The 14,147-nt window shown below is 64.6% G+C and carries 14 protein-coding genes; 10 read left to right on the top strand and 4 right to left on the bottom strand.

What is annotated here, in order from left to right; all coding sequences use genetic code 11:
• Positions 1-521 precede the first annotated feature (521 nt).
• Together AC1D0O_RS14380 and AC1D0O_RS14375 are read right to left on the bottom strand one after the other, a co-directional pair.
• Entirely contained in the window at positions 522-1,541 is a 1,020-nt protein-coding gene (locus AC1D0O_RS14380; RefSeq protein WP_477654179.1) for a DUF58 domain-containing protein, read from the bottom strand.
• 52 nt (positions 1,542-1,593) lie between these two features.
• On the bottom strand, positions 1,594-2,514 hold the full coding sequence (locus AC1D0O_RS14375; protein WP_477654178.1) for an AAA family ATPase: 921 nt from the start codon (positions 2,512-2,514) through the stop codon (positions 1,594-1,596).
• A 51-nt stretch (positions 2,515-2,565) separates the two neighbouring features.
• Here AC1D0O_RS14375 and AC1D0O_RS14370 point away from each other — a divergent pair, with 51 nt between their 5' ends.
• From AC1D0O_RS14370 to AC1D0O_RS14335, 8 genes are all read left to right on the top strand, one after another.
• Positions 2,566-3,519 (top strand): histone deacetylase family protein, encoded by a 954-nt coding sequence (locus AC1D0O_RS14370; RefSeq protein WP_477654177.1) that lies wholly within the window; start codon positions 2,566-2,568, stop codon positions 3,517-3,519.
• A gap of 12 nt (positions 3,520-3,531) precedes the next feature.
• Positions 3,532-4,338, top strand: a complete 807-nt coding sequence (locus AC1D0O_RS14365; protein WP_477654176.1) for an enoyl-CoA hydratase — start codon at positions 3,532-3,534, stop codon at positions 4,336-4,338.
• Positions 4,317-5,636: a mechanosensitive ion channel family protein gene (locus AC1D0O_RS14360; RefSeq protein WP_477654175.1), complete on the top strand. Its 1,320-nt coding sequence runs from the start codon at positions 4,317-4,319 to the stop codon at positions 5,634-5,636. Before AC1D0O_RS14365 ends, AC1D0O_RS14360 begins: the two co-directional genes overlap by 22 nt.
• Before the next feature lie 275 nt (positions 5,637-5,911).
• Complete coding sequence (locus tag AC1D0O_RS14355; protein WP_477654174.1) at positions 5,912-6,661, top strand: electron transfer flavoprotein subunit beta/FixA family protein; 750 nt, start codon at positions 5,912-5,914, stop codon at positions 6,659-6,661.
• A gap of 13 nt (positions 6,662-6,674) precedes the next feature.
• The gene (locus AC1D0O_RS14350; RefSeq protein WP_477654173.1) at positions 6,675-7,607 is read left to right on the top strand and encodes an electron transfer flavoprotein subunit alpha/FixB family protein; all 933 of its coding nucleotides are present in this window, start codon (positions 6,675-6,677) and stop codon (positions 7,605-7,607) included.
• Positions 7,608-7,744: 137 nt separating this feature from the next.
• On the top strand, positions 7,745-9,535 hold the full coding sequence (locus tag AC1D0O_RS14345) for an acyl-CoA dehydrogenase (protein ID WP_477654172.1): 1,791 nt from the start codon (positions 7,745-7,747) through the stop codon (positions 9,533-9,535).
• An 85-nt stretch (positions 9,536-9,620) separates the two neighbouring features.
• Positions 9,621-10,583 (top strand): NAD(P)H-dependent flavin oxidoreductase, encoded by a 963-nt coding sequence (locus tag AC1D0O_RS14340; protein ID WP_477654171.1) that lies wholly within the window; start codon positions 9,621-9,623, stop codon positions 10,581-10,583.
• A 19-nt stretch (positions 10,584-10,602) separates the two neighbouring features.
• A complete protein-coding gene (locus AC1D0O_RS14335) occupies positions 10,603-11,682 on the top strand; it encodes an acyltransferase family protein (protein ID WP_477654170.1) in 1,080 nt (359 codons plus the stop codon).
• 16 nt (positions 11,683-11,698) lie between these two features.
• Here the strand turns inward: AC1D0O_RS14335 and AC1D0O_RS14330 are convergent, their stop codons facing one another.
• Both AC1D0O_RS14330 and AC1D0O_RS14325 read right to left on the bottom strand, forming a co-directional pair.
• Positions 11,699-12,046 carry a DOPA 4,5-dioxygenase family protein gene (locus AC1D0O_RS14330; RefSeq protein ID WP_477654280.1) on the bottom strand — a complete coding sequence of 116 codons (348 nt, stop codon included), beginning with the start codon at positions 12,044-12,046 and terminating at the stop codon, positions 11,699-11,701.
• A gap of 38 nt (positions 12,047-12,084) precedes the next feature.
• A complete protein-coding gene (locus tag AC1D0O_RS14325; protein WP_477654169.1) occupies positions 12,085-12,351 on the bottom strand; it encodes a hypothetical protein in 267 nt (88 codons plus the stop codon).
• A 136-nt stretch (positions 12,352-12,487) separates the two neighbouring features.
• Between AC1D0O_RS14325 and AC1D0O_RS14320 the strand changes: the two genes are divergently transcribed.
• On the top strand, positions 12,488-13,576 hold the full coding sequence (locus tag AC1D0O_RS14320) for a PA0069 family radical SAM protein (RefSeq protein ID WP_477654168.1): 1,089 nt from the start codon (positions 12,488-12,490) through the stop codon (positions 13,574-13,576).
• Positions 13,577-13,626: 50 nt separating this feature from the next.
• Entirely contained in the window at positions 13,627-14,058 is a 432-nt protein-coding gene (locus tag AC1D0O_RS14315) for a GNAT family N-acetyltransferase (protein ID WP_477654167.1), read from the top strand.
• Positions 14,059-14,147 lie beyond the last annotated feature (89 nt).

The following is a 14,147-nucleotide window of genomic DNA, read 5'->3' as shown; positions in this document are numbered from 1 at the left end:
AGTCTGGGTCCCTGCGCTTCGCTCCGGGCAACCTGCGGTGCTCGACTCCGGCGGGGTCTCGCGCAAACTCGCTTCGCTCAGACAAGCGCGATCCCTGATCCGCCTACGTCTGCGCTCCTCGGCCCAGCCAGGACGGGGCAAKCGGGAWCGGGGACAGAAGGCAAATACCAAAGAACAAACCAAGACAAACAAGGACTCGCCAAGGCGAGTCCTTGTTTCTTCAGGTATTCGGTATTGGTATTCCTTCCCCACCCCTTGTGGATGCGCCGAGGAGCGGAGGTCCAGACGGATCAGGGATCGCGTTGTCTGAGCCGAAGGCGAGTTTAGCGAGACCCCGGCTGGACCGAGCACCGCAGGTTGCCCGTAGCGAAGCGTAGGGACGCAGCAACCAGGGTCGCCTTTTCTTTTGCTTACTTTTCTTTTGGCGAAGCAAAAGAAAAGTGAGTTGCCGCCGGGCAACCCCCGGCCAGCAGGCCTCAGCAAAGTGCGCTCCCGCCGAAAAGAAACAGAAGCAGAAAATCTCAACATACCGCCAGCGCCTCCAGGCACAAGCGCTTGTGTGCCTCACCACTGGAGGGCTTGATCTCCAAAGAAGGCAACCGCATCCCATAGTCCAGCGACAGCTTGTCCGCCAGCAGCACCCAGGCGCACAGCCTGGAAAGCTTCTGCTCGACGCCGGCCGAGCCGGCCTGCGCAAAGTCCAGCCAGAGTTCGTGCCGTTGCGCCTGCTGCGTGTCGCGCACCACCAGCCCGCTGCCTTGCCCGTCGTCCTTGGCAGCCTTCTTCCAGACCACCAGTTTCATCGGGTCGCCGCGCCGGTAACCCCGCACGCCGTCGAATTCGCCGCTGCTTTGCGCGCGCAGGGCGGCCGCGGCGCCGCCTGAGCGGGGTTCGCCGGGCGGCAGGGGCGGGGGGTGGGCTTCGGGCGCGGGGTAGACCAGGACCTGGGCGGCGGGCCGCCAGACGGTCCAGACGCGGAAAGTGCCCAGCGGAAAGCGGGTTTCGGCGGTCAGCGTGGGCAGCCTGTGCAGCCCGCGCTTTGGCGGCGTGAAGGCCACTTGCACCACGCTGCTGCCCTGCGCGGGCACGTCGGTCCAGGCCCAGTGCCGCTCGCGGCCTTTTTCGGCGTCTACGTCATGCGGGTTGAGCACGCTCAGGCCTATGCCGTGGCGCACAGTGCGCCGGGTGTTGGTCAGCTTGACCTCGAAAGCGGCGGTGGCACCCACATACTGGGCGTGCGGCGCGACCAGGTTCATGGACAGGCCGCGCAGCGTACCGTGGCAGACATGCATGCCGACGAGCGCGCTGCCGGCCAGCAAGAAGGTCAACAGGTAGCCCAGGCTCAGCTGGTAATTGATGGCGGCCACCAGCAGCACCAGCAGGGTGAGGCCCATCATCCAGCCCGGCCGGGTGGGAAGGATGTAAACGTTGCGCTGGGTCAGCGTCACGCTGTCGGTGAAAGGCAGCTTGCTTTGCCACCAGGCCTGGAAGCGGGCACGCACAAAGGCCAGGGGGTTGAGGGTGGATGCCAGCGCGGCCATAAGGAGAGGGAAGGGGCGGAAAAAGCGGATGACGTGATTTTTGGGGCCGTGCTCAGGGCAGGGGCACGGCTTCCAGCATGGCGCGTACCTGTTCCACCGAGCCGCGCCCGGCGTCACTGACGGGAATCAGCCGGTGCGCGGCGGTCTGGGGCAGCACCGCGGCGATGTCGTCGGGCGCAACGTAGTCGCGCTTGCTCAGAAAGGCCTGGGTCCTGGCGGCCCGCATGATGGCGATGCCGGCGCGCGGGCTCAGGCCTTGCAAAAACCAGCGGCCCGACCGTGTGGCCGCCACCAGGTCTTGCAGGTAGTTGAGCAGCGGCTCGGACGCATGCACCTTGGCCACCATCTGCTGCAGCTCCAGCAGGTCGTGCGGCGCCAGCAGCGCGGGCAGCTGTTCGACCATCTCGCGCCGGTCGGCGCCGCGCAGCAGCTCGCGCTCGGCGGCGCGGTCGGGGTAACCCAGCGAAATGCGCATGTGGAAGCGGTCCAGCTGCGACTCGGGCAGGGCGTAGGTGCCGAGCTGGTCGTGCGGGTTCTGCGTGGCGATCACAAAAAAGGGCAGGGGCAGGGGGCGGGTTTCGCCTTCGACGGTGACCTGTTTTTCCTCCATGGCCTCGAGCAGGGCGCTCTGGGTCTTGGGGCTGGCACGGTTGATCTCATCGGCCAGCAGCACCTGGGCGAACACCGGCCCGGGGTGGAACACAAAACTCTCCTTCTGGCGCTCGTAGATCGACACGCCCGACAGGTCGCTGGGCATCAGGTCGGCGGTGAACTGTACGCGCGAAAACTGCAGGCCGAAAGAGCGCGACAGCGCATGGGCCAGCGTGGTCTTGCCGACGCCCGGCACGTCCTCGATCAGCAGGTGGCCGCCGGCCAGCAGGCAGGCCACGCAATCCTGCACCTGGGCCGGCTTGCCGACGATGACCGTGTTAAGCTGATTCAGGAGCGCTTGAAGTTTTTCTGTGACATTCATGGCGTCAACCATACCGTAAATTTTCGTAAAACATTGCCCGATGGTTTCCCGATGAACGCGACCGGTTATTTCAGCCATCCCGACTGCCGCAAGCACGAAATGGGGGCCGGGCACCCGGAATGCCCCGAGCGGCTCGACGCCATCGACGACTGGCTGCTGGCCATCGGCGTCAAGGACGCGCTGGACGCCCGCGAGGCGCCGCAGGCGGCCCTGGGCGACATCGAACTCGCGCATGACCGCATGATGGTCGCTGCTCTGCGCGGCCTGAGCGACCACCTGGCTGACGACATCCGCGCGGGCGGTCCGGCCTATGCCCAGATCGACCCCGACACCGCCCTCAACGTGCACACCTGGAACGCCGCCCTGCGCGCCGCCGGTGCCGCGCTGGCCGCCACCGATGCCGTGCTTTCAGGTGAACTCGAAAACGCCTTTTGCGCCGTGCGCCCGCCCGGCCACCATGCCTGCCACAACAAGGCCATGGGTTTCTGTTTTTTCAACAACGTCGCCGTCGCCGCGCGATACGCGCTGGAGCGCCACGGCCTCAAGCGCGTGGCGATTGTCGACTTCGACGTGCACCACGGCAACGGCACCGAGGACATCCTGAGCGGCGACGAGAGGGTGCTGATGGTGAGCTTTTTCCAGCACCCGCTTTATCCCTACAGCGGCACTGAAAGCCACGCCGGCAATATGCTCAACCTGCCCGTGCCGGCCTACACCAAGGGCATGGACGTGCGCGAACTGGTCGAGATGATGTGGATACCGCGCCTGGAAGAGTTCAAGCCCGAGATGATTTTTATCAGCGCCGGATTCGACGCGCACCGCGACGACGACCTGGGCCAGATGGGCCTGGTCGAGCAGGATTACGCCTGGATCACCCAGCGCATCAAAGACGTTGCGAAACGCCACTCGCAGGGCCGGATTGTTTCGTCGCTGGAAGGCGGCTACAACCTGAACGCGCTGGCACGCAGCGTGGAAGCCCACATCCGCGTGCTGGCCGACCTGTAGGAGGTTTGTTTCATGAGCGCCGCATCCGCTGACCTTTCGGCACCCGTGCTGCATACCCAGGACGCGCGTGGCGTGCACCGGCTGGTGCTGAATCGCGCCGCGAGTTTCAATACCCTTAGCGAGGACGTGCTGGCCGCGCTGCAGGCCGCGCTCGATGCGGTCGCGGCCGACGGCGCGGCGCGCGCGGTGGTTATCGCGGCCGAAGGCAAGGCCTTTTGCGCCGGCCACAACCTCAAAGACATGCGCGCGCAGCCCGAACTGGCCTATTACCAGAAGCTCTTCGCCCAGTGCACGCGCATGATGCTCAGTATCCAGAAGCTGCCGGTGCCGGTCATCGCGCGGGTGCAGGGCCTGGCCACCGCGGCCGGCTGCCAGCTGGTGGCGCAGTGCGACCTGGCCGTGGCGGCCGGCAGCGCCAGCTTCGGCGTCAACGGCATCGACGTGGGCCTGTTCTGCGCCACGCCCAGCGTGCCGCTGGTGCGCAACATCCCGGCCAAGCAGGCCATGGAGATGCTGTTAACCGGCGGCTTCATCACGGCCGACGAGGCGCGCCTGCGCGGCCTGGTCAACCGTGTCGTGCCGCTCGAAGCGCTGGACGACGAAGTCGAAAAATTGCTGCAGTCGCTATTGTCCAAACCGCGCGAGGCACTGGCCATGGGCAAGGCGCTTTTTTACCAACAACGTGAAACCGGCATCGAGGCCGCCTACCAGCTCGCGGGCCAGTCCATGGCCCGCAACATGGCCCATGCCGTTGCACAGGAGGGCGTACAGGCCTTCATCGAAAAAAGGAAACCCCAATGGCCAGCGCCGGCGCCCTGACGACCCGACCCCCCGCCCGTATCGACAACCTGGACGGCTGGTTCGCCGCGCTGGCCCAGCCCACCACGCTGACGGAGGTGGCCGCGCTGATCGGCTGCGCGTTGCTGGCCTGGCTGGTGGTGCGCGTGGCGGGCCGCGCGCGCATGGCGGTCGACGACAGCTCTATCCTGTTCGGGCGGCGCGTGATCGACGGTGTGCTTTTCCCCCTGTTGCTGCTGTTCCTGGCCTACGCGGCCCAGGCTTTGCTGGAGCGCATGTTTCCGCTGGCGCTCTTCAAGGTGGCGATTCCCGTGCTGGTCTCGCTGGCCGCGATACGCCTGGGCGTCAAGGTGCTGCAGGTGGCCTTCAAGGATGCGCCGCTGGTGCGGGCGCTGGAGCGCACCATCTCCTGGCTGGCCTGGATCGCCATGGTGCTGTGGGTCAGCGGCCTGCTGCCCGTGGTGCTGGAAGAGCTAGACGGCATCAAGTGGAAGATAGGCAACAGCAACCTGTCGGTGCGCACCATGCTCGAAGGCGCGGTGACGGCCGGCGTGGTGCTGCTGATCACGCTGTGGATCTCGTCGGCCATCGAGTCACGCCTGCTGCGCAAGGCCACCGGCAACGAACTGTCCCTGCGCAAGGCCGTCAGCAACGCGGTGCGCGCCGTGCTGATGTTTGTGGGCCTGATGCTGGCGCTGTCCTCGGTGGGCATAGACCTTACGGCCTTGTCGGTGCTGGGCGGCGCGATAGGTGTGGGTGTGGGTTTCGGCCTGCAGAAGCTGGCCGCCAACTACGTCAGCGGCTTTGTCATGCTGGCCGAGCGCAGCGTGCGCATAGGCGACAACATCCGGGTCGACACCTTCGAGGGCCGCATCACCGACATCAACGCGCGCTACACCGTGGTGCGCGCGCCCTCGGGACGCGAGTCCATCGTGCCCAACGAGATGTTCATCAGCACCCGCGTTGAAAACCTCTCGCTGAGCGACCCGCAGGTGCTGCAGTCCACCGTGGTCTCGGTGGGCTATGACAGCGACGTGGAACTCGTGATGCGCCTGCTCAACGAGGCCGCGCTCAGGCAGGACCGTGTGCTGCGCGACCCGGCCCCCGGCACCAACCTGACCAACTTCGGCGCCGATGGGCTGGAGTTCACGCTCAACTACTGGATGGCCGACCCGGAAAACGGCCAGCAAAACCTGCGCTCCCGCATCAACCTCGCCATCCTGGAATCCCTTAGGGCGAACAACATCGACATTCCTTACCCACAGCGCGTGGTGCACACCCGTGTCACGGTGGACGGCGACGCCGCCAAACCCTCCTGAGCCGGCTGCTACCCGTGGAGGGCGCCTGGCCGCGGGGCAATTGGCGCCTGAAAGACACCTTTAGGACAACGGTTGGGCAGGATGCTCTAATTCCCCCTGTTCCGCCCTCTATAATGAAAAATAGAACGACCGTTCTTTTTCTGCCCGGCAGCGCTGGTTACCTTCCGGCCGCCGGCCCCGCAGCCCGCACCCGGCATGCCGCAGCATAGAATGCAAAGCTTACGTTTACGTCAACGTCAATCAATACATCTCATCAACAACTCTGGAGCCCTGTCATGAAGGTCTTGGTCCCCGTCAAGCGTGTAGTCGACTACAACGTGAAAGTCCGCGTCAAATCCGATGGCACTGGTGTCGACATCGCCAACGTCAAGATGAGCATGAACCCGTTTGACGAGATTGCCGTCGAAGAGGCCACCCGCCTGAAGGAAAAAGGCGTGGTCACCGAGGTCATCGCCGTCAGCTGCGGCGTGCTGCAGTGCCAGGAAACCCTGCGCACCGCCATGGCCATAGGCGCCGACCGCGCCATCCTGGTCGAAACCGCCGAAGAACTGCAGCCGCTGGCCGTCGCCAAGCTGCTCAAGGCCCTGGTCGAAAAAGAACAACCCCAGCTCGTCATCCTCGGCAAGCAGGCCATCGACGACGACTGCAACCAGACCGGCCAGATGCTGGCCGCGCTGCTGGGCTGGCCCCAGGCCACCTTTGCCTCCAAGGTTGAAGTTGAAGGCGGCATCGCCAAGGTCACGCGTGAAGTCGACGGCGGCCTGGAAACCCTCTCGCTCACGCTGCCGGCCATCATCACCACCGACCTGCGCCTCAACGAGCCGCGCTACGTCACCTTGCCCAACATCATGAAGGCCAAGAAAAAGCAGCTCGACAACATCAAGCCCGAAGAACTCGGTGTCGACGTCAAGCCGCGCATCAAGACCCTGAAGGTCAGCGAGCCGCCAAAGCGCAGCGCCGGCATCAAGGTGGCCGACGTGGCCGCCCTGGTGGACAAGCTCAAGAACGAAGCCAAAGTTATCTAAGGAGTTGATTGAAATGACCGCACTCGTAATCGCAGAACACGACAACAACTCCATCAAGCCCGCCACGCTCAACACCGTGACCGCGGCCGCCCAGTGCGGCGGCGACGTGCATGTGCTGGTGGCCGGCAAGGGCGCCGAAGCCGCCGCCAAGGCCGCCGCCGCGATTGCCGGCGTCGCCAAGGTCATCCACGTCGAAGGCGAACACTTCGCCCATGGCCTGGCCGAGAACATGGCCGCGCAGGTAGTCGCCATCGCTTCCGCCTATTCGCACATCCTGTTTCCCGCCACCGCTTCGGGCAAGAACATCGCCCCGCGCGTGGCCGCGACGCTGGACGTGGGCCAGATCTCCGACATCACCAAGGTCGACGCCGCCGACACGTTTGAGCGCCCGATCTACGCCGGCAACGCGATCGCCATCGTGCAAAGCCTGGACGCGACCAAAGTCATCACCGTGCGCACCACCGGCTTTGATGCCGCGGCTGCCACCGGTGGCTCCGCCGCCATCGAAACGCCTGCGGGCGTGGCCGACAGCGGCAAGTCGTCTTTCCTGGGTTCCGAGATCGCCAAGAGCGACCGCCCTGAGCTGACCGCCGCCAAGATCATCGTTTCGGGCGGCCGCGCGATGGGCTCCAGCGAGAAGTTCAACGAAGTGCTGACGCCGCTGGCCGACAAGCTGGGCGCGGCCCTGGGCGCCTCGCGCGCCGCCGTCGATGCGGGCTACGCCCCCAACGACTGGCAAGTGGGCCAGACCGGCAAGATCGTCGCGCCGCAGCTGTACATTGCTGCCGGCATTTCCGGCGCGATCCAGCACCTGGCCGGCATGAAGGACAGCAAGGTCATCGTGGCGATCAACAAGGATCCCGAAGCGCCTATCTTCAGCGTAGCGGACTACGGCCTGGAGGCCGACCTGTTCACGGCCGTGCCTGAGCTGGTCGCGGCACTGTAAAGAACTCCCTCCCCCACTGGGGGAGGGCAGGGGTGGGGGCCGGCGGCTGTTGAGCGAGCACTTTGCCACGGCCGCAGGCCCCCATCCCAAGCTTCCCCCAGCGGGGGAAGGAGCAAGAGAAATTCGGAGACAAGAACATGACGTACAAAGCCCCTCTCAAGGACATGCTGTTTGACATCCAGCACCTGGCCAACATCGAACAGATCGCAAAAATCCCGGGCTTTGAGGAAGCCGGCTTCGATACCGCGCAAGCCGTGCTCGAGGAGTGCGCCAAGTTCAACGAAGGCGTGCTGGCCCCGCTGAACCGCGAGGGCGACATCAACCCCTCAAGCTTTCAGGCCGGCGAAGTCACCACCACGCCCGGCTTCAAGGAAGCCTTCAAACAATACGTTGAAGGCGGCTGGCAGGGTTTGCAGCACCCGGCCGATTTTGGCGGCCAGGGCCTGCCCAAAACCATAGGCGCGGCCTGCGGTGAAATGCTCAACTCGGCCAACATGAGTTTTGCGCTGTGCCCGCTGCTCAGCGACGGCGCGATTGAAGCGCTGCTGACGGCCGGCTCGGACGAGCTCAAGGCGGTCTACCTCGAAAAACTCGTGAGCGGGCAGTGGACCGGTACCATGAACCTGACCGAGCCGCAGGCCGGCTCCGACCTCGCCATGGTGCGCAGCCGCGCCGAGCCGCAGCCCGACGGCAGCTACAAGATTTTCGGCACCAAAATTTTCATCACCTATGGTGAGCACGACATGGCCGAAAACATCGTGCACCTGGTGCTGGCCCGCGTCACGGGCGCGCCCGAAGGCGTCAAAGGCATCAGCCTGTTTGTCGTGCCCAAGTTCATGGTCGGCAAGGACGGCGCACTGGGCGCGCGCAACGACGTGCACTGCGTGAGCATCGAACACAAGATGGGCATCAAGGCCTCGCCCACCGCCGTGCTGCAGTACGGCGATAACGGCGGCGCCGTGGGCTACATCGTCGGCGAGGAAAATCGCGGCCTCGAATACATGTTCATCATGATGAATTCGGCGCGTTACGCCGTCGGCATGCAGGGCATCGCGATCGCCGAGCGTGCCTACCAGAAGGCCGTGGCTTTTTCCAAGGACCGCGTGCAGAGCCGCCCCGTCGACGGCTCCATCAAGGCCAGCGCGCCCATCATCCACCACCCCGATGTCAAGCGCATGCTGATGACCATGCGCGCCTACACCGAAGGCTGCCGCGCCATGGCCTCCGTGGCCGCCGCGGCTTATGACGCGACGCACCACCATCCTGATGCCGAGGTGCGCAAGCAGAACCAGGCGTTTTATGAGTTCATGGTGCCGCTGGTCAAAGGCTACAGCACCGAGATGAGCCTGGAAGTCACCTCGCTGGGCGTGCAGGTGCACGGCGGCATGGGTTTCATCGAGGAAACCGGTGCGGCCCAGTATTACCGCGACGCCAAGATTTTGACGATTTACGAAGGCACGACTGCCATCCAGGCCAACGACCTGATAGGCCGCAAGACCTCGCGCGACGGCGGCCAGACGGCCAAGGCGATTGCCGGCCAGATCGAAGTGACTGAAAAAGAACTCGTGAAGCAGGGCAGCGCCGACGCGCTGGCCGTGGCCAAGCGCCTGAAGGCCGCGCGCGAAGCTTTCATCGACGTGGTCGACTTTGTCGCGGGCAATACCAAAGCCAGCCCCAACGCGGTGTTCGCCGGCAGCGTGCCTTACCTCATGCTGGCAGGCAATGTGGTGGCCGGCTGGCAGATGGCGCGTTCGCTGCTGGTGGCGCAAGAGCAGATGGCGCGAGGCGTTGACACGGCCTTCATGCAGGCCAAGATCACGACCGCGCGTTTTTACGCCGACCACCTGTTGACCAAGGCTCCCGGCCTGCGCGACAGCATCGTCGAAGGCGCCGACAGCGTGACCGCGCTGGCGCTGGAAGCTTTCTAAGGCGGCACGATCCTCCCGGTTTTCCATCTCCAGCTGCCCCGCGTGGGCAGCGTGTTTTCCTGAATCCCTGAACTTCGGAGCCACCATGTCCAGACTGCCCGGCGCATTGAACCAGCTGCCCCTGCCCATCATCGGCTCGCCGCTTTTCATCATCAGCAATCCCAAGCTGGTCATCGCGCAGTGCAAGGCCGGCGTGGTGGGCGCCATGCCTGCGCTGAATGCGCGGCCCGCGTCGCAGCTCGACGAATGGCTGGCCGAGATCACCGAGGCGCTGGCCGCCCACAACAAGGCCAACCCCGACAAGCCGGCCGCGCCTTTCGCCATCAACCAGATCGTGCACAAGTCCAACGACAGGCTGGAGCACGACATGGAAATGTGCGTGAAGTACAAGGTGCCTATCTACATCACCAGCCTGGGCGCGCGCGAAGACATCAACGCGGCAGCGCACAGCTACGGCGGCGTGGTGCTGCACGACATCATCAACAACAAGTTCGCGCGCAAGGCGATTGAAAAAGGCGCCGACGGCCTGGTCGCCGTGGCCGCCGGCGCGGGCGGCCATGCGGGCGTCAAAAGCCCCTTCGCGCTGATCCAGGAAATCCGCCAGTGGTTCGACGGCCCGCTGGCGCTGTCCGGTGCGATCTCCACCGGCGGCGCCGTGTTGGCCGCGCAGGCCATGGGCGCCGACTTCGCCTACATAGGCTCGGCCTTTATCGCCACCGATGAAGCGCGCGCCACCGACGCCTACAAGCAGGCCATCGTCGACGGCAACTCCGACGACATCGTCTACAGCAGCCTTTTCACCGGTGTGCACGGCAACTACCTCGCACCCTCTATACGCGCGGCCGGCATGGACCCCGAGAACCTGCCCGAGGGCGACGTCAAGACCATGAACTTCGGCGGCGGCGAAGGCAGCAAGTCCAAGGCCTGGAAAGACATCTGGGGCTGCGGCCAGGGCATAGGCGCCGTCAGCAAGGTGCAAAGCGCCGCCGCCTTTGTGGAACAGCTCAAGCGCGAATACCTTGATGCGCGCCAGCGCGTCTGCGCCTGACAGCCGGCCGCGCGAATCCATGACCACGCCCCAGCGCCTTCAGGGCCTTGACGCCCTCAAAGGCCTGGCCTGCGTGTTGATCGTCTGGCACCACCTGGCTTTTTACGGACCCATGTCGGACGTGGTGTATTCATCCGCGCCCGGCCTCATGGACTGGCTTTACGACTACGGCCGTATGGCGGTGCAGTTCTTCCTGGTCGCGGCTGGTTTCCTGGCCGCCGCGTCGCTCGCGCCGCAGGGCGTCGCCGTGTTCGAGGCGCCCGGTCCCCTGGTTTTCCGGCGATATGCGCGGCTCGTCAAACCCTACCTGGCCGCGCTCGCCGTCAGCGTGCTGGTGGCCGCGCTGCTCAGGCCTTGGTTCGACCATCCTTCGGTGCCCGCGGCGCCCACGCTGTTCCAGCTACTGGCCCATGGCCTGTTGCTGCAGGATGTGTTGGGCGAGGAAGCGCTGTCGGCCGGCGTCTGGTATGTGGCGATGGACTTGCAGCTGTATGCAATGGTCGTGCTGGTGTTCGCCGTCGCGCGGCCGCTGCGTGGCAGCACGGCGTTGTCGGCGGGTGTCATGGCTGTGCTGCTGATTGCGCTGCTCTCATTGCTGATGTTCAACCGGAATCCGCTTTTTGACATCACCGCGCTGTATTTTTTCGGCGCCTACGCACTGGGCATGCTGGCCTTCTGGGCCTCGCGTGCAGCAGGTACGCGACGCGGATATTGGCTGGCCGCCATGGCGGTTCTGGGCGCACTGGCTCTGGCGCTGGATTTCAGGGGCCGGCTTGTGGTGGCCCTGGCGAGTGCCTTCGGCCTGGTGTGGCTGGCGGGCCTTGCGCAAGGCCACTGGCTGCTGCGCGGGCTGCGGCAGCGTCCGCTCCAGCATTTAGGCCGCATCTCGTACTCGGTGTTCCTGATCCACTTCCCGGTTTGCCTGCTGGTCAATGCGCTCGTCAGCCATTTCTGGCCCACGCAACTGGCTGCGAATGTGCTGGGCATGCTGCTGGCATTCGCGCTGTCATTGCTCGCGGGGCAGGCGCTGTACCGCTGGGTGGAATCCGCGCCCGCGCTTTTCGCGCCGGGGCGCTTTCGGCGTTTGTTCAGCCGCTGATGCGGCCGGAGCGAACTCAGCGCCGGAACATTTCCAGCTTCAGTTCCGCAGGCTCGCCCAGCCAGGAGGCGTGCGTCGTATGGTCCGCCAGGTCGTCGCCCGTGAGCCCGTGCACAAACACATCGAGGCCTTTGCGCTCGCTCTCCAGCCAGGGGATGATGCGTTCGAACTCCGCGCTGTCAAACGACAGCTGGCAACTCCAGCGCGGGTGCGGCCCGACCTCGCGCTCATGCACACGGCCCACGCCGACATGGAACAGCTCACCAGCCCGGGTGGCCAGCGCGCGCGCCTGCTCGACGGTGTCGGGGCCGAAATAGAGGTGGGCGTGGTAGCGGGCGTGGACGTTTTCGGGGCGCTGGATCATGTCGGACATGGGCATTCAGAAATAAAAGCGATGGCTGTCTAGAAGCCGTCGAGAAAAGTCATTTCGGGCAGGGGTACTTCGGGATTTTCAGCTCGGGCCTTCGCGTGCACTTCGCGCATGCGTTGCCGGCAATGCGCCAGGTCTTTCACCTGGAAAAGAAAAAACACCTCTTCGGAGTTTTCTGCGTTCTGCCACAGGTGTTCCAGGTACATGCCTTGCTCGGCATGCTCGGCCGCATCGTGCTCCAACTGCTGCTTGACGGCGGCCATCGGGGCGCCCGTGAGTTTTGCGAGTATGTGTGCCATGGAATGTCTCCCCTTGACTCGGCGTTGAGTCCATTATTGCGGGCTCCGCTTGATGGTGTTTGCAAAAGGGGTTTTGCTTGAATATACTGTATAAAAATACAGTATATATTCGACGCCCCAATTCCAACGGAACAGCATGTCCGACGCCATCATCCCCATCCACGCCATCAAGGGCCGCGGCACCGCCACGCGCATCGCGCACCGGTTCGAGAAAGATGTGCGAGAGGCCTGGGACGACGGCTGGGGCACGCTGGAAGAGGAGGCCGCGGGTGAGGCACCGCGGCCTGAGACCCAAGTTACCTTTGAAACCGCGCGCAGCGCCATCAGCAAAAACGATTCGCCTGACATCCATTTCGACTATTCGGTCAATCCCTACCGTGGTTGCGAGCACGGCTGCGTTTACTGCTACGCGCGGCCGACGCACAGCTACCTGAATCTTTCGCCGGGCCTGGATTTTGAAACGCGGCTGATCGCCAAGCGCAACATCGTCGAGGTGTTGCGCGCCGACCTGGGCAAGCGCAGCTATGTTCCCAAGCTGATCAACATCGGCTCGGCGACCGACTGCTACCAGCCGATAGAGCGCGAGCTCAAGCTGACGCGCAGCGTGATCGAATTGATGCAGGAAGTCGGGCAGCCGTTTTCCCTGGTCACCAAGTCCAGTGGCGTGGAGCGCGACCTGGACCTGATCGCGCCCATGGCGGCCGCAAAGCTGGCCGCGATCTACGTGACCATCACCACGCTGGACGGTGAGGTGGCGCGCAAGCTGGAGCCGCGCGCCGCCGCGCCGCACCGGCGCCTGCGCACCATACGTACGCTGGCGGAGCACGGCGTGCCGGTCGGCGTGAGCCTGGCGCCGCACATCCCCTTTGTCACGGAAGACATGGAACAGGTGCTGGAAGCGGCCTGGGAGGCCGGCGCGCGCTCGGCCTTCTACCATGTGATCCGCCTGCCCTGGGAGCTCGCTCCCATCTTCAAGGAGTGGCTGGAGCTGCACTACCCGCAGCGCGCGGCGCGCATCATGGCGCACATCCATGAAATGCGCGGCGGCAAGGACTACGACAGCGATTTCGCGACGCGCATGAAGGGCTCGGGCCTGTGGTCCGACCTGGTGCGCCAGCGTTTTGTCAAAGCCTGCAGGCGGCTGGGCTTTAACCGCGAGCGTGTGGAACTGGATTTGAGCCGCTTCAGGCCGCCGGGGGCGGCGGGGCAGGGCAGCCTGTTCTGAACGTATAGTGCAAGCCGTTTTGACGTAAACAGATTTTCAAGGAGTTCAGCGTGGCATTCGAATGGAGATATTCATCGGACGATGTGGACTGGGATGCTTTGTCGCATCTGTACCGCATCGCGCCGCTGGGCGAGAAGAAACCGGCGGACCTCAAAGTCGTGTTCTCCAACAGCCTGTTCAAATGCTTTGTGTATGAGGGCGAGCAGCTGATAGGCGCCGGCCGCGCACTGGCCGACGGTATGGACTGCTCCTACATCTGCGACATCGCGGTGCACCCGGACCACCAGGGCGTGGGCCTGGGCAAGGACATTGTGGCCGCGCTGGTCGGCCTGTCCAGGGGGCACAAGAAGATCATTCTGTATGCAGTGGCCGGCAAGGAGCCGTTTTATCGCAAGCTGGGCTTTCGGCGCATGCTGACTGCGATGGCGATTTTTGCGAACCAGGAGCAGGCGATGAAAAACGGTTTGGTTGGCGGCGACTGAATTGGTTTTTCTCCTTCCCCCTCTGGGGGAAGGCAGGGACGGGGGCTGGCGGCGCTGGATATTTCGCTGGCTTGCTAAGGCCGCTGGCC

The sequence above is a fragment of the Polaromonas sp. P1_F2 genome (assembly GCF_056405735.1).
The sequence above is the reverse complement of the archived record's forward strand: the minus strand, read 5'-3'. Positions and strand labels throughout refer to the sequence as shown.